This window comes from Agromyces soli (assembly GCF_022811605.1).
GTDB lineage: Bacteria > Actinomycetota > Actinomycetes > Actinomycetales > Microbacteriaceae > Agromyces > Agromyces soli.
The window spans coordinates 304,959-324,889 of record NZ_CP094533.1 but is presented as its reverse complement, the minus strand read 5'-3'; the positions used below and the strand labels follow the sequence as shown (position 1 = coordinate 324,889).

The window sequence follows — 19,931 nt, the reverse complement described above, 5'->3', positions numbered from 1 at the left end:
TCAGTGGTTCTGCGGGAAGCCGAGGTTGATGCCGCCGTGCTGGGCCGGGTCGAGCCAGCGGCTCGTGATCGCCTTCTCGCGGGTGAAGAAGTCGAAGCCGTGCGCACCGTAGGCCTTCGCGTCGCCGAACAGCGACTGCTTCCAGCCGCCGAAGGAGTGGTAGGCGACCGGCACGGGGATCGGCACGTTGATGCCGATCATGCCGACCTGGACCTCGTTCTGGAAGCGGCGGGCCGCGCCGCCGTCGTTCGTGAAGATCGCGGTGCCGTTGCCGAACTGGCCGGAGTTGATGAGCTCGAGGCCCTCGTCGTAGCTCGCGACGCGGACGACGGAGAGCACCGGCCCGAAGATCTCCTCGGTGTAGGCGCGCGAGGTGGTGGGCACCTTGTCGAGCAGGGTCGGGCCGAAGAAGAAGCCGTCCTCGTGGCCGTCGACGGTGAAGCCGCGGCCGTCGACGACGATCTCGGCGCCGTCGGCCTCGGCGATGTCGACGTAGGAGGAGACCTTGTCGCGGTGCACGGCGGTGATGAGCGGGCCCATGTCGGGCTCGCTGAGCGTGCCGTCACCGGCGTCGGTGCCCGCGCCGTTGCCGATCTTGAGCTTCGCGATGCGCTCGGTGATCTTCGCGATCAGCTCGTCGGCGACGGGCTCGACGGCCAGCACGACCGAGATGGCCATGCAGCGCTCGCCCGCGGCGCCGTAGCCCGCGTTGATGGCCTGGTCGGCGACGAGGTCGAGGTCGGCGTCGGGCAGCACGAGCATGTGGTTCTTCGCGCCGCCGAGGGCCTGCACGCGCTTGCCGTGCTTGGAGGCGGTCTCGTAGATGTACTGCGCGATCGGGGTGGAGCCGACGAAGGAGATCGACTGCACGATCGGCGAGGTGAGCAGGCCGTCGACGGCGAGCTTGTCGCCCTGCAGCACGGTGAAGACGCCGTCGGGCAGGCCGGCCTCCTTCCACAGCTCGGCGAGCCAGAGGGCGGCGCTCGGGTCCTTCTCGCTCGGCTTCAGCACGACGGCGTTGCCCGCGGCGATCGCGATGGGGAAGAACCACATCGGCACCATGGCCGGGAAGTTGAAGGGGCTGATGATGCCGACGACGCCGAGGGGCTGCTTGATCGAGTAGACGTCGATGCCGGTCGAGGCGCTCTCGGAGAAGGCGCCCTTGATGAGCGAGGGGAAGCCGGTCGCGAGCTCGACGACCTCCTGGCCGCGGAGGATCTCGCCCATCGCGTCGGAGAGCACCTTGCCGTGCTCGGCGGTGATGATCGCGGCGAGCTCGCCGCGGCGGGCGTTCAGCAGCTCGCGGAAGGCGAAGAGCACGGTCTGGCGCTTGGCGATCGAGTAGCCGCTCCAGATCTCGAAGCCGGCCTGGGCCGAGGCGATGGCCGCGTCGATCTCGGCCTGGTCGGCGAGGGCGACCTCGGCCTGGACGGCGCCGGTGGCCGGGTTGAAGACGGGGGCGGTGCGGCCCGAGCTCGAGGCGCGGTGGCCGCCGTCGACCCAATGGCCGATGACCGGCACCTGGGCCGTCGAGCTCGTGGCGGATGCGGTCTCGGTCGTGCTCATTGCGTCTCCTTCTGCGGGGTGGAACAGGCCGGTCCGGACAGAATGCCCGGAGCTCGGCTAAGCTTGTGTTTCCCAGTGTTGCAGAGCCGAAGTGAGTGAAGCGGTGGCAGATCGTCGCGAAGATGAGTCGATCCGAACGGAACGTCCGAGCTCGGTCGCCGACGGTGCGGGACTGCCGACCGTGCGCGAGCTCCTCGCCCTCCCGGCGCTCGCCGAGGGCGTGCCCGAGGTGCTCGTCGGCGGCGAGGCGCTCGACGCCCGGGTGCGCTGGGCGCATGTCTCGGACAGCGCCGGCGTCGCCCGCCTCCTCGACGGCGGCGAGCTGCTGCTCACGACCGGCTCCGGCTGGCCGACCGAGCCCGAAGAGCTGGCCGCGCTGATCGGCGGCCTCGTCGACGCCGGGCTCGCGGGCCTCGTGCTCGAGCTCGGCGTGCACTACCGCTACGTGCCCGCCGTCGTCGCCGAGGCGGCGGAGCGCCGGGGCCTCGCGCTCGTCGCGCTGCACCGCGAGGTGAAGTTCGTCGCCCTCACCGAGGCCGTGCACGGCCGCATCATCTCCGCCCAGACCGCCGCGCTCGTCGCCCGCGACGAGGTGCGCGAGCGCTTCACCGGACTCGCGCTGCGGGGTTCCCCGGCGGACTTCATCGTGCGCCAGCTCGCGGCGACGCTCGGCTCCGGGGTCGTGCTCGAGAACCTCGCGCACGAGGTCGTGAGCGCCGAGGTGCCGCCGAGCGAGGAGGAGCCGCTGCTGCGGCAGTGGGAGGCGCGCTCCCGACGTGCGCACCGCGGCGACGCGGACGGCTGGCTCATCGTGCCGGTCGAGGCGCGCGGGCTGCGCTGGGGACACCTCGTGGCCCTCGCCGGCCCCGAGCATCCCGCCGGCCGCCATGCGGTGCTCGAGCAGGGCGCGACGGCGCTCGCCTTCGGGCGGCTGGCCGACGCGGGCGGCGACGAGTGGGCGCGCATCGGGCGGCAGCGACTCGTCGACGCGCTCCTCGAGGGGCGTTTCGCGGCGCTGCCGAACGCCGCGGCCCGGCTCGAGGCGGCCGGGTTGCCGATCGCGCACGGGGTGCAGTTCGGCGTCGTCGCCTCGGGCGCCGAGATCTCGGGTGAGCGGGCGGATGCCGCGGCGCGCGCGCTCGGCGGACGGGCCCTCGCCGGCGCGCTCGCCGAGGGGCAGGCCCCGGCCGCCGTGCTGCTCGTCTCGTTGCCGGAGGCGACGCGCTTCGCGGTCGACGAGACCGGCGTGCTCGCCTTCGCCCGTTCGCTCGTCGAGGAGCCGGCGGCCCGCGAGCGGCTCGTGCTCTCGGTGGGCCAGGCCGCGCACGGCCTCGCGGAGCTGCTCGCCTCGGTGCAGCAGGCGCGCGATCTCGCCCGGGTGCCGGTGCCGCGGGGTACGCGCGGGCCCGTGGTCCGGCGCGCCGACGACCGCCCGCTCGTGCGGCTCGTGACCTCGCTGCGCGACGACCATCGCCTGCAGGAGCACGGCGAGCGGATGCTCGCCCCGCTCATCGAGTACGACCTCGCCCGCGGCGGCGACCTGCTCGACGTGCTCGCCGCGATGCTCGCGCACCCGGGCAACCGCACGGCGGCCGCCTCGGCCTCGCACCTGTCGCGCTCGGTGTTCTACCAGCGGATCGCGCTCATCGCCGAGTTGCTCGACGCCGATCTCGACGACGGCGAGACGCTCACGGCGCTGCACCTCGCGCTGCTCGTGCGGCGGAGCGGGAGTCGCTGAGCCCGGGGCGAGGCATCCGTTTACTTGCTATTGACAAGTTGACTTGCAAAGAGCAAGCTAAAGGCGTCCACGCACCATCTCGACGACGAATCGGAGCACGCCATGACCGCCACCAGCATCTTCGTGAACCTCCCCACGACCGACCTCGAGCGCTCGAAGGCGTTCTACGAGGCGCTCGGCTTCAGCATCAACCCGCTCTTCACCGACGAGAACGCCGCCTGCGTCGTGCTCGACGAGAACGTGTACTTCATGGTGCTCACCCGCGACTACCTCGCGACCTTCACCGACAAGCAGATCATCGACCCGAAGACGCACGCGCAGGCGCTCATCGCGCTCAGCCGGGAGTCCCGCGAGGGCGTCGACGAGGTGCTCGCCAAGGGTCTCGCCGCGGGCGGCACCGAGCCGCGCGAGGCGCAGGACTACGGCTTCATGTACTCGCGCGACCTCGAGGACCCGGACGGCAATGTGCTCGAGTTCCTCTTCATGGAGCAGGCGGCGGCCGAGCAGGGCCCCGACGCGTACCTCGCCGGCCAGGCCTGACGAGGCGGCCGTGGGCACCCGCGCCGCGCGCGGCTTCGGCCAGTACAGCGGCGTCGCGCGCGCCGTCGAGCGGGTCGGCGAACGATGGGCGCTGCTCATCGTCCGCGACCTCCTCGGCGGTGCGCGCCGGTACAGCGACCTCAAGGCGTCCCTGCCCAGGATCCCGACGAACATCCTGAGCGACCGCCTGAAGGAGCTGCAGGAGTCGGGCCTCGTGCGCCGCGTGCCCAGCGTGCGCGGCGGCTACGAGCTGACGCCGCTCGGCCGCGGCCTCGAGCCCGTGGTCCTGGCGCTCGAGCGCTGGGGCTGGTCGGTCCTCGGCGATCCCGGCGAGGGCGAGACGATGAGCGCCGACGCGCTCGGCTTCGCGCTCTCCGCGGCATTCCGGCCGGATGCCGCGGCGGCGCTCCCGCCGACCGAGTACGTGCTGACGCTCTCCGGGGCGGAGCCGCCCGTGGCGGTCTCGGCGATCGTGGTCGCCGGCACGCTCGACGTCGTCCCCGTCGGCTCCGGCGCGCTGCCTCAGCCGCGACGGCGCTCCGCGCTCGAGCCGGTGCCCGAGGCGGTGCTCGAGCTCGAACTGGCGCCGGCGGCGTTGCGTGCGCTGCTCGCGGACGGCGTGGCGGGCCGGCCAGGGACCACGCCCTTCACGGGCGATGCCGAACTGCTCGAGCGGTTCACCCGCACCTTCCGCATCGAGCCCGTCGGGCCGCCGCCCGGCGCTGCGGGGGCTGCGGGCGCCGCGGTCGCGTAGGCGTTATCGGAGCGATACCTCCGCGGCGGCCCGCCGACCTTCGTCGGCGGATACGCTGAGCCGACATCGAAGGTGATCGACCGGGGGAGACGATGACGGGAACGAGCGCGGGCGGGCGCGCCAGGATCGCGGGGGCGATCGCGGCGATCGCCGTGCTGCTGCTGGCGGGCTGCGCGAGCGAGCCGGAGCCGACGCCGAGCCCGACGGCGAGCGAAACGCCGACGCCGTCGGCCACGACCACGCCGGCGCCCACACCGACGACGGCCGCGCCGGACCCGTCCGATCCGTCGAGCTGGCTGATCAGTGCCGACGGGATCGGGCCGATCGAGCGCGGGGCGGCCTATCCCGGGGCGATCGACGCGCTGACGGAGTTCTACTCGGTCGAGCCGTCGGGGCTCTGCCCGGAGCTCGTCTACCTGCGACGCGACGACGCCGCCGACGTCCTCGTCATCCGCTCGGAGGACGGATCCTCGGTGCACCGGGTCTGGGTCTTCGGCTCCGCCCGCGATCCGGAGGGGCTGCGCGACGGCGGTGCGACCGAAGCCGGGATTCGATTGGGAGCGACCGTCGCGGAACTCCAGGCCGCCTACCCGGAGCTCGAGCTCGTCATCGAGCGGCCGAGTTCGACGGTGTACTCCGTCGGCGACGACGGGGCCGGATGGATCATCTTCACCGCGGTCGACGGTGTCGTGGGCGGCATCGCCGCCGCCGACACGAAGTTCACCCCGCAGGAGCTGTGCGCATGAACCGTCCCAGCCGCACGTCCGTCGCGGTCGCCGCAGGCCTCGCGATCGCCGCGCTGCTGCTGGCGGGCTGCGCGAGCGCGCCGGAGCCGACGCCGAGCCCGACGGCGAGCGAAACGCCGACGCCGCCCCCGGCGCCGACGCCCAGCCCCGCGACGACCGTCGCAGCCCCGGACCCCGCCGACGTCACCACCTGGGTCATCAGCGGGGCGGGATTCGGCCCGGTCGAGCGCGGCGCCGTGTTCCCCGGTGTCGCCGAGCCGCTCTCGGCCTTCGAACTCGCGCCCGTCGACGCGAGCTGCCCGAGGCTCTCCACGCTCTCGCCCGTGGAGGACTCGTCGGATGCCGCGGCGCTGCTGCTGATCGTCTCCGAGTCCGGCGACCGCGTCGAGGACGTGTGGGTCTCCGGCTCCCCGGACGCCTCCGGTGCACTGCCCGTCGCGCCGCGCACCGCCGAGGGCATCGGCCTCGGCTCGAGCACCGACGAGCTCACGGCCGCATACCCGGAGTTGCAGCAGATCGCCCAGGTGAGCGCGGAGGCCTTCGGCTACGCGGTCGGCGACGAGGAGGGCGGCTGGATCGACTTCATCGTGGTCGAGGATGTCGTCATGAGCATCGGCTCCTCGGCCGAGCCCCGGGCGCCGAAGGAGTTCTGCGGCTAGGCGAACGCCCGGCGCACCTCTTCGTGGGGCAGCGCGTAGCTCGCGTGCCCGTCGCGGCCGACGAGGTCGCGGGCGGCGACGAGGGCGTTCGCGACGGCCTCCTCGACGGCTTCGACCGTGGCGCGGTAGAGGGGGTCGATCGCGCCCCACGGCACGAAGTCGAGCCGCTCGAGCCCCTGGTTCGCCCCGCGGCCGAGCTGCGAGGTGAGGGCGCCGGGGTTCGCGGTGGAGAAGGCGAGGAAGATGTCGCCCGAGAAGTGGCTGCCCGCCGTGCCCGTGCGGGCGAGGCCGAGCGGCACTCGTCGGGCGAGGGCCTCGCACTGCCCGGGGAGGAGCGGGGCATCCGTCGCCACCACGACGATCACGCTGCCGGCGCCGGCAGCGGCCGTCGTGCGCTCGCCGTCGCGCACGAACCAGTCGTCGTCCTCGATCGGCTTCGGGGCGGCGGACTCGCGGCCGAGCGGCCGGCCGGCGAGGCGGAGCTCGTCGCGGTCGCCGAAGTTCGCCTGCAGGAGCACGCCGACGGTGTACTCGCCGCCCGTGGTGCTGACGACGCGCGACGCCGTGCCGGTGCCGCCCTTGAACGCGTAGCAGTTCATGCCCGTGCCGCCGCCGACGTTGCCCTCGGCGATCGCGCCGCCCGTGGCGGCGTCGAGCGCCGCGCGCGCGTGCTCGGCGCGCACGTGCCCGCCGTTGATCTCGTTCAAGTAGCCGTCCCACGTCTCGCCGACGACGGGCAGCATCCACTGCGCGGACACCTCGGGGTGCGTCTCGTGCACCCACTCGTCGACGCCCTGGTGCACGGCGCCGACGGCGTGCGAGTTCGTGATCGCGATCGGCAGGGCGAGGGCGCCGGCCTCGTCGATCCAGCTGCGCCCGGTGAGCTCGCCGTTGCCGTTCAGCGAGAACGTGCCGGCGGCGCAGGGTACGCCGACACCGTCGCGACCGCGCGGCAGGATGGCCGTGACGCCGGTGCGCGCGGTGCCCGCGTCCTCGGGGCCGCTCACGAGGGTGGTGTAGCCGACCTGCACCCCGGGGACGTCGGTGATCGCGTTCGCGGGACCGGGCGCGCCCTCGAAGGGCACCCCGAGGTCTCTGGCCCGCGCGGACTCGACGGGGGACTGGCTGGTGGTCGTCATCGACACTCCTCGTTCTCGAACGCCCGTTCAACTTTCGGGTGACGATCACGCTAGCACCCTTGACAGCATGCGGCGGCATGGGTTGAATGAGCGTTCAGATTCCGCCGCACCGAACGCGGCTGCCCCCAGGCCGAGGAGACGATGATGTCTGAACACCCGATCAACACCGCCGAGCGTGCCCCGTCCACCCGAAGAGGCTCCCTCGCCGCCGGCCGGCTGGGGGTCGGCGACGTCGTCTTCTTCGTCGTCTCCGCCGCCGCGCCGCTCACCGTCGTCGCGAGCGCCGCGCCGACCTCGATGCGCATGGGCGGCATCGGCGCGGCGGGCGCGATGCTCGTGTGCGCCGTCGTGCTGATCCTCTTCGCCCTGGGCTTCACGGCCATGTCGACGCACGTGCGCAACACCGGCGCCTTCTACGCCTACGTCTCGCGCGGCCTCGGCAAGCCGGCCGGCCTCGGGGTGTCGTTCGTGACGATCTTCGCCTACGCGATCCTGACGGTCTGCTTCTACGGTTTCATCGGGTTCTTCGGTGAACTCACCTTCGGCGGCCTCTTCGGCATCCAGCTGCCCTGGGTGGTCTGGTCCCTGATCGCCGCCGCCGTGGTCGCGCTGCTCGGCTACCGCAAGATCGACGTCGGCGCGAAGGTGCTCGGCGTGCTGCTGACCGCGGAGGTCGCCATCCTCCTCGTGCTGTCCGTCGCTGTGCTGGTGCAGGGCGGTCCCGAGCCGTGGAGCGCCGCCCCCTTCGACCCCAAGGAGATCTTCTTCGCCGCGGGCGCCGGCAGCCTCTTCGTGGTCGGCTTCGGCGCCTACCTCGGCTTCGAGGGCACGGCGATCTACGCCGAGGAGGCCCGCAACCCGCGGCGCACCGTGCCCATCGCCACGTACCTCGCGATCGGCTTCCTCGGCGTCTTCTACGCCTTCACGTTCTGGATGCTCACCGTCGCGTTCGGCGCCGACGGCGTCATCGAGATCGCCCGCGGCGACGCCTTCGAGACGATGGTGTTCGCCGCCGGCGCCGAGTATCTCGGCGACTGGGCCGCGGTCGTCATGCAGGTGCTCATCGTGACGAGCTTCTTCGCGTGCCTGCTCGCCTTCCACAACGCGTCGAGCCGCTACCTCTACTCGCTCGGCCGCGAGCGGCTGCTGCCGGCCGCGCTCGGCCGCACGCACCCGAAGACGAAGGCGCCGTACGTCGCGAGCGCCGTGATGAGCGTGATCGCCGTCGCCGCCATCCTCGTCGCGTTCCTGCTGGGGGCCGATCCCTTCCTGCAGTTCGCGATCTGGACGTACGCCACCGGCGTCGCCGGCCTCGTGTTCGCCCAGGCGGTCGCCGCGGTCGCCGTCGTCGGCTTCTTCGCGCGGAACCGCCGCGGGCACAGCGTCTGGCGGGTGCTCGTCGCCCCGGCCATCGGGGCGGCGGGGCTCATCACCGGGTTCCTGCTCATCGCGTTCAACTTCGAGATCGTGACGACGATGACCGGGCCGATCAACTGGGTGCTGCTCGCGCCCACCCCGCTGCTGTTCATCGTCGGTATCGTGATCGCCATGATCATCCGCCGACGCGATCCCGGCCGCTACGCCGCGCTCGCCGAGAACCTCGACGACGAACGGGCCGACGCGTGACGCGATCCGCGAAGCACGCGCAGCGCCGCGACGACCTCGTCGCGGCGCTGCGCCGCGTCGCGCGGGAGCGGGGGATGGCCCAGGCCAATGTGCGGGCCGTCGCCGCCGAGGCCGAGGTGAGCGCCGGCAGCGTGCTCTACTACTTCGACAGCTTCGAGCAGCTGCAGTTCGCCGCGGTCGAGGGCGTGCTCGAGGAGTTCTACGAGCGCCGCCGCGCGATCGCCGAACGGGAACCGGATGCCGCGGCGAGACTCCGCGCGCTCATCGAAGCCGGCGTGCCCGACGTGATCAGCGACGACCTCCGACTCGTCTACGAGAGCATCGGCCTCTTGCGCGAGAAGCCGCAGTACAAGCCGCTGCACCGCTCGATCGTGGAGCGGCAGGTGATGCTGTACCGCTCGACGATCGAGGTCGGTACGGCGCTCGGCGCGTTCCGGCCGCGGCAGGAGCAGGCGACCATCGCGCGCAACCTCGTCGCACTCGAGGACGCTTACGACCTCTACCCGCTGATCGGGGTCGAGCTCGACCGGGCGGCGTGCCGCCGCGCCGTCGTCGAGTACGCCGAGCTGGCACTGGACTGCGCGCTCGGCTGAGGCGATGTGCGGGAGGTGCGCGAGGTGTGAGACGGGCGCGCGGTTCAGCGCAGGAAGCGCAGGTAGTCCACTGCGGGGTCGACCGCCGCGCCCACGGTGAGCCGGGCCTCGGCGACCTCCTCACCGGCGCCGAGCTCGAGGGCGACCGAGCCGTCCGCCCGTACCGCGCGCGAACCTCCGACGAAGCGGAGCCCCTCCGCCTCGCCCACGGCGTTGACGTAGACGTGCGGCAGGCGGTTGTCGAGGGCACGGGCCCGCGAGGCGAGCTCGTGGTCGGGCAGGTAGGGAGCCATGTTCGCGGCGACCGAGACCAACAGTTCGGCCCCGGCGAGGGCGAGCCGGCGCGCCGGCTCCGGGAACTCGATGTCGAAGCAGATCAGCGCGCCGATCGCGGTGCCCGCTGCCGTGCCGAGCACGTCGTCGGTGCCCGCGACGAAGGCCTCCGCCTCCGCCCCGAACAGCAGACGCTTGCGGTACACCGCGGCGAGCCGGCCCTCGGCGTCGATGATCGCGAGCGCGTTGTGCACGGCGCTGTCGGGGTACGAGGCATCCCGCTCGCCGCGCTCGCCGCGTTCGGCGAAGCCGAAGGCGAGCGCCGTGCCCGACTCGGCGCAGGCCGTCGCGAGCTCGGCGAGCAGCGGGTCGTCGAGCGTCAGGGCGAGCTCGGCCACCCGCTCGCCGGTGTACCCGCAGAGGAACAGCTCCGGGAAGACGGCGAGTTCGGCATCCGGATGGCCCGCCAGCACGTCGCGGATGGTCGTCGCGTTCGCCCGGAGATCGCGCGGGGCCGCCGCGAGCTGCGCGAGGACCACCCGGAGCTCGCGCTCCCGGGCGGTCCCCGCGTGCCGGTTCATCTCGCTACTTCGCGACGAAGGACAGGCGGCGGTTCGCGAACTCGCCGATGCCGATCGGTCCCATCTCGCGACCGAAGCCGGAGCGCTTGACGCCACCGAAGGGCAGCTCCGCGGCCTCCGCGGCGATCGTGTTGACGTGGGTCATGCCGACCTCGAGTCGCGAGGCGATGCGGGCCGCGCGGGCCTCGTCGGTGGAGAACACCGAGCCGCCGAGGCCGAGGTCGCAGTCGTTCGCGAGCTCGAGGGCCTCTTCGTCGCTGTGCACCCGGTAGACGGTCGCGACCGGTCCGAAGATCTCCTCGCGGTACGACGCGGAGTCGCGCGGCACACCCGTGAGCACGGCCGGCGAGTAGTACGCGCCGGGGCCGTCGGAGAGCACGCCGCCCGCCTCGAGCGTCGCACCGGCGGCGACCGCGCGCTGCACCTGCTCGTGCACCGTCTCGGCGGCCACTCGGGTGGACAGCGGGGCGTACTCGCCCTCGCCGAGGGCGAGCTGGTCGCCGGGGACGAGGCCGTCGGCCAGCTTCTTCAGCTCGGCGACGAACTCGTCGTAGATGTCGTCCATGACGATCATCCGCTTGTTCGAGTTGCAGACCTGGCCGCCGTTGTAGACGCGGAAGTCCCAGGCCGCCTTCGCGACGCTCGCGACGTCGTCGGCGTCGAGCACGACCATCGGGTCGATGCCGCCGAGCTCGAGCACGCACTTCTTCAGGTGCCGGCCCGCCTGCTCGCCGATGATCGCCCCGGCCCGCTCGGAGCCGGTGAGCGAGACGCCCTGCACCCGGTCGTCGGCGATCATCGTGGCGATCTGCTCGTGCGAGGCGAACACGTTCTGGTAGCCGCCGACGGGCACGCCCGCCTCCTCCATGATCTCCTGGATCGTGAGGGCCGAGCGGGCGCAGATGTCGGCGTGCTTCAGGATGATCGTGTTGCCGAGCACGAGGTTCGGGGCCGCGAAGCGGGCCACCTGGTAGTAGGGGAAGTTCCACGGCATCACGCCGAGCAGCGTGCCGATGGGCAGCTGCTCGATGACCGCCTTGCCGGGGATGGTCGAGGGGATCTCGTAGTCGGTGATGAGGCTCGGCCCGTGCACCGCGTAGTAGTCGATGATCGCGGTCGCGAACTCGACCTCGTCGATCGACTCGGCGAGGGACTTGCCCATCTCGACCGCGATGAGGCGGGCGAGCTCCTCCTTGCGCTCCTCGAACAGCTCGGCGACGCGCTTCACCGCGGCGGCGCGCTCCTGCACGCTGCGCTCGCGCCACTCGCGGTAGGCGCCGTCGGCCGCCGCGAGCGTCTGCTCGATCTGCGCATCGGTCGCGACCTCGAAGGTCTCGACGATCTCGCCGGTCGCTGGGTTCTGCACCCGGTACTTCGCCATCTTGGCTCTCTCCTTCGTCTTCGTGGTCTGATGCGTGCGCGGCTCGCCGCCGCGCGGGCGCGCTCAGCGCTCGATGAACACCTTGCGCAGCGGTTCGCGCACGGTCCAGATGGTCTGCATGCCGGCCTCGAGGCGCACCACCGAGCCGGGCGCGAGCACGATCGCCTCGCGGGCGGGCTCGACGAACTCGACGGTCGCGTCGCCCGAGAGGACGACGAACACCTCGTCGACCTCGGTGTCGCGCATCGTGCCGCGGCTCATCTCCCAGATGCCGATCTCGCCGCCGGCCGACACGTCGAGCGGCAGGTACGCCGTCGTCGGAGCGCCGGCGACGGACTGCTCGGCGGGCACCGGCTCGTGCTCGAGGGCGACGGCCGGGCCGTCGACGAGCGCGCCGGGTGCGAGGCGCTCGGTGCCCTGCTGCTCGGCGCCCTGCTGTTCGGTGCTCACGAGTCGAACCCGAGGCCGAGGGTGTCGAGCGTCTTCAGCAGCACGTTGCGCTTGCCGCGGTTGTGGTCGGCGCGGTCGAGCGACCAGCGCGTCGCGTTGATGCCGATCGCGGCGGCCGGCTCGGGTGGGAACGGCAGCGGGCGCTTGCGGACCATCTCGAGCTGCGTGCGCTCGTTGTCGCGACGCTCGAGCAGGTCGAGCATGACCTCGGCGGCGAAGCGGGTGGAGCCCACCCCGAGGCCGGTGAAGCCCGCCGCGTACGCGATGCGGTGCTCGCGCGCCGTGCCGAAGAAGGCCGTGAACTGGGTCGAGGTGTCGATCGCGCCGGCCCACTGGTGGCTGAACTGCAGGCCCTCGAGCTGCGGGAAGGTCGTGAAGAAATGGCTCGCGAGCTTCTCCCACGACTCGGGGCGGTTCTCGTACTGCTCGCGCACCTTGCGGCCGTAGTGGTACACGGCGTCGTAGCCGCCGAAGAGGATGCGGTTGTCCTTCGAGAGCCGGTAGTAGTGGAACTGGTTCGCCATGTCGCCGATGCCCTGGCGGTCCTTCCAGCCGATCGAGTCGAGCTGTTCGGCCGAGAGCGGTTCGGTCATGAGCACGTAGTCGTAGACCGGCACGGTCATCAGACGGTTCCGCTTCAGGAGCGAGGGGAACACGTTCGTCGCGAGCACCGCGTGCTTCGCGTCGATGCGTCCGCCGTCGGTCACGACGCTCACGGCGCCCGTCGACCCGGGGGTGTCGAGGCGGCGCACCGGCGACTGCTCGAAGATCTCGACGCCGCGCTCCTCGGCGACGCGGGCGAGCTCGGCCGCGAGACGCGCCGGGTGCACCATCGCGTTGGTGCGCTTCTCCCACACCGCGCCGAGATACGTCGGGGAGTGGACGGATGCCTGCGCCGCGGCCTCGTCGAGGAAGACGACCTCGTCGGCCTCGCCCGCGGCGGCGGCCTCGTCGGCCCACTCGCGCAGCCACTCGAGCTGGTGCTCCTCGATCGCGGGGGCCAGCTGGCCGGTGCGCTCGAACTCGAAGTCCATGCCGTAGCGCTGCTCGCTCGCCTCGATGGCGTCGAGGTTCTCGAGTCCGAGGCGGTCGAGGAGCGGCATCTCCTTCGGCCAGCGGGAGAGGCCGTTCTCCCGGCCGTGCGTGAGGCTCGCCTCGCAGAACCCGCCGTTGCGGCCGGACGCCGCCCAGCCGACGCGCTTCGCCTCGACGAGGACGACGTGCGACTCGGGCGCGCGCTCCTTCGCGAGGAGCGCCGTCCACAGGCCGGTGTAGCCGCCGCCGACGACGACGAGGTCGGCGACGATGGAGCCGGCGAGCTTGGGCCGGGACGGCTTCAGCGCCTCCGGCAGGTCGTCCCGCCAGAAGACCGAGTGGCGGGTGTCGGCGAGCGCGTGCTCGATGACGGATGAAGAGGGTCGACGTCGTTCGAAGACGGTGGTGCCCACGGGGATCACTCCGATGCGTGTTTGGTTCCCACCATCCTGACGCGGCGGCGGCCGGGCCGCCAGCCCGCCGCTGTCGCGGAATCGGGGCGGCTCCGGACAGATTGACGGGATGCGATCCGCGGTCGCCGGGTCAGCTCGTGGGGGCGTGCTGCTCGAGGAACTCGTAGACCTCGGTCTGGTCGACGCCCGGGAACGTGCCGGTCGGCAGCGCGGCGAGCAGGCTCGTCGGCGTGCGCGCGGCCGGCCACGAGGCATCCGCCCACTTGTCGGCGAGCCCCTCGGGCGCCTGGCAGCAGCTCGGGTCGGGGCAGCGGGAGACGGCGCGGTGCGGCGTCTCCCGGCCGCGGAACCACTTCACGTGCTCGAACGGCACGCCGACCGAGACCGAGTACTCGCCCTCCTTCGCCTTCTCGATGCGGGAGGTGCACCAGAAGGTGCCGGACGGAGTGTCCGTGTACTGGTACCAGGGGCTGAATCGGTCCTCGACGTCGAAGACGGTGCGAGCCGTCCAATTGCGGCAGACGGTCGTGCCCTCGACGGCGCCGAGCGCGTCGGAGGGGAAGCGGACGCGGTCGTTCTCGTACGCCTTGATGATCGTGCCGGACTCGTGCACCTTCATGAAGTGCACCGGGATCTCGAGGCGGGCGGTCGCGAGGTTCGTGAAGCGATGGCCGGCGGTCTCGTAGGAGACCGCGAAGTGGTCGCGCAGCTCCTCCATCGAGATGCGGCGCAGGTTCTTCGCCTCGGCGAGGTAGCGGACGGCGGCCTGCTCGGGCAGGAGGATGGCCGCGGTCAGGTAGTTCGTCTCGACGCGCTGGCGCAGGAACTCGCCGTAGTCGCGCGGCTCCTCGTGGTGCAGCAGATGGCTCGCGAGCGCCTGCAGGATCGGCGAGCGGGAATCGCGCGAGGGGGACTGCTGGGTCGGCAGGTAGATGCGCCCGTGCCGCTTGTCCGTGACGGAGCGCGTCGAGTGCGGCAGGTCGCCGACGTAGTGCAGGGAGTAGCCGAGGTGCGAGGCCATGTCGGCGACGAGCTGGTGCGAGACGGGGCCGCCGGTGTGGCCGACCGCTTCGAGGAGCTCGGCGGCGACGCGTTCGAGCTCGGGGTAGAAGTTGTCGCGGGCGCGCATCTCGGCGCGCAGCTCGGCGTTCGCGCGGCGGGCCTCCTCCGGCGTCGCCGCGCGCTCGCGGTGCAGGCGATCGATCTCGTTGTGCAGCGCCAGGATCGTCTGCAGAGTCTGGTCGTTCATCGTCTTCGCGACTCGGAAGGGGTCGAGCCCGAGTGCCGAGAAGACGGGACCGCGCTGGGCGCGTTCGACGGCGATCTCGAGCGCGGCGCGCTCGCTCGGTGCGTCGGCACGGAGCAGCTCGTCGACCGTGGTGCCGAGCGCGAGGGCGATCGTGCGGAGCATCGAGAGGCGCGGCTCGCGTTTGCCGTTCTCGATCGCGGAGACCTGGCTGGGCGCCCGATCGATCGCGCGGGCCAGCTCGCCTAGCGTCATGCCGCGGGCGGTGCGGTGCTCGCGGATGCGGCGGCCGAGCGTGAGCGCGTCGACCTCGCCGGCGGTGGCGGCGGGGGTGCCCGGCTCGGGCGGGGTTGGATCGACGGCGATCATGTCAACGATGGTCACACGCGATCGCGGATGCTGCAAACGGAACTTCTGTGAAAATTCTGACCCGGTGGTGCGCTGAGTCGTCCTCTTGCGGCTGATGCGGGCGGAATTAGGCGCATTCGGGTGAAGAAGCGCCGAAGTGCCAAAGTGCCGGGCGGGCGCGCTGGGTCAGTTCGCGGTCAGGAGCTCCTCGGTGCTCGTGACCGCTGCGTAGCTGTCGCCGAGCGCGGCCATGAACGCGGCGTGCACCTGGGCGGCGGGCACGGTCACGCCGCCGAAGGCGAGGTCGGGCGCTGCGCAGGCGTCGTGCACGACGGTGACCTGGAAGCCCAGGTCGGCCGCGGCCCGGACGGTGGCGTCGACGCACATGCTCGACATCATGCCCATGACGACGAGCTGCGGCGCGCCCTCTGCGGCGGTCGCGGCGTGCTGTTCGCGGAGCACGCGCTCGAGACCGGTGCCCAGGAAGGCGTTCGGAAGTGCCTTCGTGAGCAGCGTCTCGCCATCGCGCGGGGCCACGCTCGGGTGGATCTCGACGCCCGGCGTGCCCGGCTGGAAGAACGCTGCATCCGGAGCATCCCAGACGTGCTGGATATGCACGACCGGCTCGCCGCGCTCGCGCCATGCCGCGAGCACCTCGGCTGCCCGTTCGGCCGCGGCCTCCGGCCCGACCAGCGGGTGCCGGCCGCCGGGGAAGTAGTCCTGCTGGATGTCGATGATGAGCAGCGTGCGGGTCATGCGCTCACGCTAGCTGGAGCGGACGGCTTCGCGGCAGCCCCCCGCGAACCTCGTCGGGAAGCATCGCGGTGAGCATCACGGGGAGCGCCGCGGGGAGCGCCGGGGGAAGCGCCTCGGTGCTTGGCGAATCGTTCGGCGATCTGTCGCTCACTTGCGAGGTTGCCCGGACGGGGAACCTGCTGCGGATCGAGATGCGCCGGCGGGACGAACCAGCTGCGCTCGTCGTGCACGTGGATGCGCCAGCCGTCGCGGTGGACCCGATGGTGGTGGTGGCTGCACAGCATGATGCCGTTGCCGATATCGGTGCGCCCCTCGTCGCGCTGCCACCACGCGATGTGGTGCGCCTCGGCGTAGCCCGGCTGCCTGAGGCATCCCGGCCAGGCGCAGCCGCCGTCGCGGTCGACGAGCACGAGCTTCTGCTCGGCGCTGAAGAGTCGAGCCGCGCGGCCGAGGTCGAGTCGCGCCCGGCTGTCGCCGAGCAGGAGCGGGCTGATGCCCGCACTCAGTGCGAGGGCGCGGGCGGTCGCGATCGAGACCGGCTGCTCGATGCCGTCGATCGTCGCGTGGCCCGCGCCGCTGGTCAGCGCCTCGGCGTCGACTCTGGCGACGACGGTGACGCGACGAAGCGCGGTCGGTGCGTCGCCGCAGCCGAGGGCGTGCCGGGCGAGATCGGCGAGCGCGTCGGCATTGAGCTGCGCGATCGAGCGATCTTCGCGGAACAGCGGGTCGACGGAGGCGCGGCTGACGGGCTCGTGGTCGCTGGGGTCGCCGCGGTCGCACGCACCATCGCCGAGTGCGCCACCGCCGCGGTCAGCGCGGTTCGTGCGGTTGCCGCCTCGCCCGGCGCGCAGTGCGGCGCCGACGAGCGCATCGACCGCCGTCTTGATCGCGGCCCCGCTCTCGGGGTCGAAGGCGCCTCGCACGATCACCATGCCGAAACGGTCTTCGCGGATCGAGAGCGAGCGTCGAGCGCGGAGCTCGTCTTCGCGCGGCTGCACTCCGTCGGGGTCGAGGTGAGCCTCGAGTCGCTTCATGAGCGCCTGCACGCCGTCGACGCCGACGGCGGGCGCGCGTTCGACGAGCAGGTCTTCGGCTGAGGCGATCGCCTCGGGCTCGCAGCGGGCGGCGATGCGATCGAGGAAGCGAACGATGATGCCCGCCGCATCGACGCAGAGTTCGGCTCGCTGCATCGCCGCGGCGACATGCGGGCGTTTCGCCGGGAGCTCGTCGTCGAAGAAGCTGCGCCGGGCGGAGATCGCTCGCCCGACCTCGATGAGGCGGACCGCGTCGATGCTTCGCCCTCCGCCGGCCGCAGTGAGGAGCTTGGCCGCGTTGGGAAAGCCGTGCTCGCGGGCGAGATCGGCATCGACCTCTCCGCACGATCGGTCGGCGAGTTCGGCCGCGCACCGAGCCTGCAGGGCCTCGAGGGCGCGTGCCGCTCTGGCGAGTGCCTCGACCGTGCGCACCAGCCCCGCTCCACTCATCGCATGCACCTCGGCGTCGACGCCGCTCGCCGCCCCGGCCAACGCGCCCGCCCAGGTCGCGACGGCATCGGCGGCGGCTTCGGCGAAGGGGGCGACGGCGGTCGTGGAGTGCATACCTCTATTCTGACCCGGTCGGGCAAGAGTTTCGAAGAAAGATTCGACCTGTGGATAACTCCGAATGCGGTCGATGCGCTCGACTACTCTCGAGATTACCGGCCAGCATGGCGCATCGAGATCGTGCCGCATCGATGAATGCTCAGGAACTCCGACCTGGAGGAGGAAATGGTGAGATTCGAACTCATGTGCGAATTGAGGACGCACGGCGTGGCTGCCGCTCGGCGTCCGCCGCGCGGTCGCGAGCCGCGAGCACTTCAGGGACATGCGCCTCAGCCCACTCGCGCATCGCACGAATCGGGTCGAGCAAGGAGGTGCCGAGCTCCGTGAGCGAGTACTCGACGCGCGGCGGAGAATCGCGGAATGCTCGGCGCACGATCAAGCCGTCGGTTTCGAGCGCTCGCAGTGTCTCGGTGAGCACCTTCGGGGTGACACGGCCGACGCGCTCGCGGAGCTCGCCGAAGCGCAAGGTGCCGCCCCGTTCGAGCGCGAGCAGTACGAACATGGTCCAGCGTTCGCCGATCCGCTCGAACACCACGCGGCTCGGGCAGTCCGGGGCGAGCACGTCGCGCGCTTCCTCGGCGGCGCCGGCGGGTGGTCGCGCGTCGCGCGCTTCCGTGCCCCCGGCGATGGCCGAGACGGCGGCGGTGGCGGCAGTGGCGGCAGCGACGGTGGCGGTGTGTGGGTTCGGTTGAGGCATCGGCGGCGTCCCGTCCGGCGTCATGGTTTCCTCGAGGGAAGTTCCGTTGAAGTAACCGGCGGTGCGTCCATAGCGTTGCCGACATGAGAATCCTACTGACCGGGGCAACCGGGACCATCGGCTCGGCGGTGCTCGACGAGCTCGTCGAGGCCGGACACGAGGTGCGCGCCGTCGTCCGGAGCGAGCAGTCGGCGCGGGCGGTCGCAGCTCGAGGCGCCGTCGCGCGGCTCGGCGAGGTGACGGACGCCAGCTGGTTCGGCACCGAACTCGCCGATGCCGAGGCCGCCATCCACACCGCCGCGCCGACGAGCGGCGCGGCCGAGTTCGATGCTGCCGTCCTCGACGCCGTCGAGAACGAGTTCGCGGCGACCGGGCGGCGATTCGTTCACACGAGCGGGATCTGGGAGTACGGTTCGGGCGCGACCCTGCAGGACGACGGTCCGCTCGACCCGCCGGAGATCGTGGCGTGGCGCGTGCCGCTCGAAGAGCAGCTCCTCGCCGGACCCGTCTCCGCGACGATCGTCGCACCGGGCGTCGTCTACGGTGCCGGAGGGATTCCCGAGCTCCTCACGACACCGGGACCGGATGGCCGGGTCCGGCTCGTGGGTGACGGCCGACAGCACTGGAGCCTCGTGCACCGGGGCGACCTGGCGCGGCTCTACCGCATCGCCGTCGAGCACCCGCAGCAGCAGGGACGGCTCATCGCAGTCGACGGCCGACCGCTGACCGTGCGTGCGATCGGCGAGGCGACCGTCGCCGCGGGACGCGCCAGCTCCGTGGTCGAGGAGTCGCTCGAGGAGACGCGGGCGCGCCTCGGCACCCCCTTCGCCGACGCCCTGCTGCTCGACCAGCGCGCGCTCGGCGAGAAGGCGCGCGCGCTCGGCTGGCGGCCGGCCCACCGCAGCCTGCTCGAGGAGGTGTTCGGCGACGACGCTCGGGACGACGACGCTCGGTGACGACGACGCTCGGAGGGGACGAACGACGACGCTCACCACGACGAGGCTCAGCACGACGAGGCTCAGCACGACGAGGCTCAGCACGACGAGGCTCAGCACGCGCGATCGAGCGCCCCGCATCCCCGCCGGTATCGTCGACGGATGGATCTCCTCGACGTCTGGCCCGTCTTCCGACTTCGGCTGCGAACGCCGCGGCTCGAGCTGCGACCGGTGCGGGATGCCGATCTCCCGGGTCTCGCCCAGGCCGCGCTCGACGGGGTCCATGATGCCGAGCGCACCCCGTTCGGCTTCCCGTGGACGGACGCGCCGCGCGACGAGCTCTTGCCGAACCTCGCGCGATTCGTCTGGCGTGAGCGCGCGGGCGTCGCCCCGGATGCCTGGAACCTCCTCTTCGCGGTGCTCGAGGACGGCCGCCCGATCGGCGTCCAGGATCTGCGGGCGGCGAACTTCGCCGTGCTCCGCACGGTGTCGAGCGGGTCGTGGCTGACCCGTTCCCGCCAAGGACTCGGCCTCGGCACCGAGATGCGGGCGGCCCTCCTCGGCTTCGCATTCGACCACCTCGGTGCGACGGTCGCGGAGTCGGAGGCGTACGAGTGGAACTCGTCCTCGCTGGCTGTCTCCACGAAGCTCGGTTATCGGGACAACGGCATCGCCCGCCGCTCACCGCGGGCCGGCGTGGTGGAGGACGAGGTGCGGCTGCGGCTCGAGGCCTCCGAGTTCCGGCGCCCCGAGTGGGAGCTCGAGGTTGAGGGATTCGAAGCGGCGCGCCCGTTCCTGCTGGCGTGAGCCTCGGGCGCGCGGCCGACGATACCGGTGGGCACCCCTCCCCATTT

The 19,931-nt window shown here is 72.1% G+C and carries 19 protein-coding genes; 9 read left to right on the top strand and 10 right to left on the bottom strand.

What is annotated here, in order from left to right; all coding sequences use genetic code 11:
* Positions 1-1,566: a CoA-acylating methylmalonate-semialdehyde dehydrogenase gene (locus MTP13_RS01580; protein WP_243569322.1), complete on the bottom strand. Its 1,566-nt coding sequence runs from the start codon at positions 1,564-1,566 to the stop codon at positions 1-3.
* Positions 1,567-1,747: 181 nt separating this feature from the next.
* On the opposite strand from MTP13_RS01580, the gene MTP13_RS01575 reads away from it, so the two are divergent.
* From MTP13_RS01575 to MTP13_RS01555, 5 genes are all read left to right on the top strand, one after another.
* A complete protein-coding gene (locus MTP13_RS01575) occupies positions 1,748-3,304 on the top strand; it encodes a PucR family transcriptional regulator (RefSeq protein WP_243569321.1) in 1,557 nt (518 codons plus the stop codon).
* Between the two features lie 102 nt (positions 3,305-3,406).
* On the top strand, positions 3,407-3,844 hold the full coding sequence (locus MTP13_RS01570) for a VOC family protein (RefSeq protein WP_243569320.1): 438 nt from the start codon (positions 3,407-3,409) through the stop codon (positions 3,842-3,844).
* 10 nt (positions 3,845-3,854) lie between these two features.
* Positions 3,855-4,598 carry a winged helix-turn-helix transcriptional regulator gene (locus MTP13_RS01565; protein WP_243569319.1) on the top strand — a complete coding sequence of 248 codons (744 nt, stop codon included), beginning with the start codon at positions 3,855-3,857 and terminating at the stop codon, positions 4,596-4,598.
* Positions 4,599-4,690: 92 nt separating this feature from the next.
* Complete coding sequence (locus MTP13_RS01560) at positions 4,691-5,344, top strand: hypothetical protein (RefSeq protein WP_243569318.1); 654 nt, start codon at positions 4,691-4,693, stop codon at positions 5,342-5,344.
* A complete protein-coding gene (locus tag MTP13_RS01555) occupies positions 5,341-6,003 on the top strand; it encodes a hypothetical protein (RefSeq protein WP_243569317.1) in 663 nt (220 codons plus the stop codon). Before MTP13_RS01560 ends, MTP13_RS01555 begins: the two co-directional genes overlap by 4 nt.
* Here the strand turns inward: MTP13_RS01555 and MTP13_RS01550 are convergent.
* Positions 6,000-7,142 (bottom strand): DmpA family aminopeptidase, encoded by a 1,143-nt coding sequence (locus MTP13_RS01550; protein ID WP_243569316.1) that lies wholly within the window; start codon positions 7,140-7,142, stop codon positions 6,000-6,002. The two genes, MTP13_RS01555 and MTP13_RS01550, sit on opposite strands and share 4 nt — an antisense overlap.
* A gap of 144 nt (positions 7,143-7,286) precedes the next feature.
* Between MTP13_RS01550 and MTP13_RS01545 the strand changes: the two genes are divergently transcribed.
* Both MTP13_RS01545 and MTP13_RS01540 read left to right on the top strand, forming a co-directional pair.
* Positions 7,287-8,768 carry an APC family permease gene (locus MTP13_RS01545; protein ID WP_243569315.1) on the top strand — a complete coding sequence of 494 codons (1,482 nt, stop codon included), beginning with the start codon at positions 7,287-7,289 and terminating at the stop codon, positions 8,766-8,768.
* Complete coding sequence (locus MTP13_RS01540) at positions 8,765-9,361, top strand: TetR family transcriptional regulator (protein ID WP_243569314.1); 597 nt, start codon at positions 8,765-8,767, stop codon at positions 9,359-9,361. The genes MTP13_RS01545 and MTP13_RS01540 overlap by 4 nt, the downstream gene beginning before the upstream one ends.
* Before the next feature lie 44 nt (positions 9,362-9,405).
* Here MTP13_RS01540 and MTP13_RS01535 read toward each other — a convergent pair whose 3' ends face one another.
* The 8 genes from MTP13_RS01535 to MTP13_RS01500 form a co-directional block, all read right to left on the bottom strand.
* Complete coding sequence (locus tag MTP13_RS01535; RefSeq protein ID WP_243569313.1) at positions 9,406-10,215, bottom strand: nitrilase-related carbon-nitrogen hydrolase; 810 nt, start codon at positions 10,213-10,215, stop codon at positions 9,406-9,408.
* Between the two features lie 4 nt (positions 10,216-10,219).
* On the bottom strand, positions 10,220-11,596 hold the full coding sequence (locus MTP13_RS01530) for an NAD-dependent succinate-semialdehyde dehydrogenase (RefSeq protein WP_243569312.1): 1,377 nt from the start codon (positions 11,594-11,596) through the stop codon (positions 10,220-10,222).
* Positions 11,597-11,659: 63 nt separating this feature from the next.
* Complete coding sequence (locus MTP13_RS01525) at positions 11,660-12,046, bottom strand: cupin domain-containing protein (protein ID WP_243569311.1); 387 nt, start codon at positions 12,044-12,046, stop codon at positions 11,660-11,662.
* Complete coding sequence (locus MTP13_RS01520; RefSeq protein ID WP_243569310.1) at positions 12,043-13,494, bottom strand: NAD(P)/FAD-dependent oxidoreductase; 1,452 nt, start codon at positions 13,492-13,494, stop codon at positions 12,043-12,045. Before MTP13_RS01520 ends, MTP13_RS01525 begins: the two co-directional genes overlap by 4 nt.
* Before the next feature lie 130 nt (positions 13,495-13,624).
* Complete coding sequence (locus MTP13_RS01515; RefSeq protein WP_243569309.1) at positions 13,625-15,109, bottom strand: helix-turn-helix transcriptional regulator; 1,485 nt, start codon at positions 15,107-15,109, stop codon at positions 13,625-13,627.
* 165 nt (positions 15,110-15,274) lie between these two features.
* Positions 15,275-15,844 (bottom strand): cysteine hydrolase family protein, encoded by a 570-nt coding sequence (locus tag MTP13_RS01510; protein ID WP_243569308.1) that lies wholly within the window; start codon positions 15,842-15,844, stop codon positions 15,275-15,277.
* A complete protein-coding gene (locus tag MTP13_RS01505) occupies positions 15,841-17,442 on the bottom strand; it encodes an HNH endonuclease signature motif containing protein (RefSeq protein WP_243569307.1) in 1,602 nt (533 codons plus the stop codon). Before MTP13_RS01505 ends, MTP13_RS01510 begins: the two co-directional genes overlap by 4 nt.
* A gap of 184 nt (positions 17,443-17,626) precedes the next feature.
* Positions 17,627-18,166, bottom strand: coding sequence for a winged helix-turn-helix transcriptional regulator (locus tag MTP13_RS01500; protein WP_341680885.1), 540 nt, complete (start codon positions 18,164-18,166; stop codon positions 17,627-17,629).
* Positions 18,167-18,225: 59 nt separating this feature from the next.
* On the opposite strand from MTP13_RS01500, the gene MTP13_RS01495 reads away from it, so the two are divergent.
* Together MTP13_RS01495 and MTP13_RS01490 are read left to right on the top strand one after the other, a co-directional pair.
* The gene (locus MTP13_RS01495) at positions 18,226-19,098 is read left to right on the top strand and encodes an NAD-dependent epimerase/dehydratase family protein (protein WP_243569306.1); all 873 of its coding nucleotides are present in this window, start codon (positions 18,226-18,228) and stop codon (positions 19,096-19,098) included.
* 141 nt (positions 19,099-19,239) lie between these two features.
* A complete protein-coding gene (locus MTP13_RS01490) occupies positions 19,240-19,884 on the top strand; it encodes a GNAT family N-acetyltransferase (protein WP_243569305.1) in 645 nt (214 codons plus the stop codon).
* Positions 19,885-19,931: the final 47 nt, after the last annotated feature.

Excerpts from the sequence above, each read along its gene's own strand:
- MTP13_RS01560 (WP_243569318.1), top strand. The coding sequence starts at position 4,691 with ATGACGGGAACGAGCGCGGGCGGGCGCGCCAGGATCGCGGGGGCGATC.
- MTP13_RS01570 (WP_243569320.1), top strand. The coding sequence starts at position 3,407 with ATGACCGCCACCAGCATCTTCGTGAACCTCCCCACGACCGACCTCGAG.
- MTP13_RS01530 (WP_243569312.1), bottom strand. The coding sequence starts at position 11,596 with ATGGCGAAGTACCGGGTGCAGAACCCAGCGACCGGCGAGATCGTCGAG.
- MTP13_RS01490 (WP_243569305.1), top strand. The coding sequence starts at position 19,240 with ATGGATCTCCTCGACGTCTGGCCCGTCTTCCGACTTCGGCTGCGAACG.
- MTP13_RS01510 (WP_243569308.1), bottom strand. The coding sequence starts at position 15,844 with ATGACCCGCACGCTGCTCATCATCGACATCCAGCAGGACTACTTCCCC.
- MTP13_RS01505 (WP_243569307.1), bottom strand. The coding sequence starts at position 17,442 with ATGCACTCCACGACCGCCGTCGCCCCCTTCGCCGAAGCCGCCGCCGAT.
- MTP13_RS01495 (WP_243569306.1), top strand. The coding sequence starts at position 18,226 with ATGAGAATCCTACTGACCGGGGCAACCGGGACCATCGGCTCGGCGGTG.
- MTP13_RS01580 (WP_243569322.1), bottom strand. The coding sequence starts at position 1,566 with ATGAGCACGACCGAGACCGCATCCGCCACGAGCTCGACGGCCCAGGTG.
- MTP13_RS01500 (WP_341680885.1), bottom strand. The coding sequence starts at position 18,166 with ATGACGCCGGACGGGACGCCGCCGATGCCTCAACCGAACCCACACACC.
- MTP13_RS01550 (WP_243569316.1), bottom strand. The coding sequence starts at position 7,142 with ATGACGACCACCAGCCAGTCCCCCGTCGAGTCCGCGCGGGCCAGAGAC.
- MTP13_RS01545 (WP_243569315.1), top strand. The coding sequence starts at position 7,287 with ATGTCTGAACACCCGATCAACACCGCCGAGCGTGCCCCGTCCACCCGA.
- MTP13_RS01535 (WP_243569313.1), bottom strand. The coding sequence starts at position 10,215 with ATGAACCGGCACGCGGGGACCGCCCGGGAGCGCGAGCTCCGGGTGGTC.
- MTP13_RS01515 (WP_243569309.1), bottom strand. The coding sequence starts at position 15,109 with ATGATCGCCGTCGATCCAACCCCGCCCGAGCCGGGCACCCCCGCCGCC.
- MTP13_RS01555 (WP_243569317.1), top strand. The coding sequence starts at position 5,341 with ATGAACCGTCCCAGCCGCACGTCCGTCGCGGTCGCCGCAGGCCTCGCG.